This is a genomic window from Metabacillus sp. 113a, assembly GCF_050107635.1.
Taxonomy (GTDB): Bacteria; Bacillota; Bacilli; order Bacillales; family Bacillaceae; genus Metabacillus_B.
This window is the reverse complement of sequence record NZ_JBNILJ010000047.1, coordinates 1-264: the sequence shown is the minus strand read 5'-3', so window position 1 is coordinate 264 and position 264 is coordinate 1. Positions and strand designations below refer to the sequence as shown.

Annotated in this window: 1 protein-coding gene; it reads right to left on the bottom strand. The window is 37.1% G+C overall.

The window, feature by feature from the left end:
• Nucleotides 1–264: IS200/IS605 family transposase (gene tnpA, locus ACQCVE_RS19650; protein WP_426863675.1), on the bottom strand; the 264-nt coding region annotated here is incomplete at both ends.

The following is a 264-nucleotide window of genomic DNA, read 5'->3' as shown; positions in this document are numbered from 1 at the left end:
TCGGCAAGTGTTGAAGGTGAGGAAATTCCTCTCTCAACTTTTTAGAAGTCACTCCTTTGATTTTTGCCATAATATCAGCAGGACTAAGCGTTGGTAGTGCGTTAAGAAATATATGCGTATGGTCTTTTCGCACTCTAAAAGCAACAATGACAATTTCCAATTCTTCACATACTTCTTGTACCAACTGTTTAAATCGTTCCTCTACATCAGTACGAAGGAATATTTTTCTTCGATACCGAGGACAAAAGACAAAATGATAGTTGA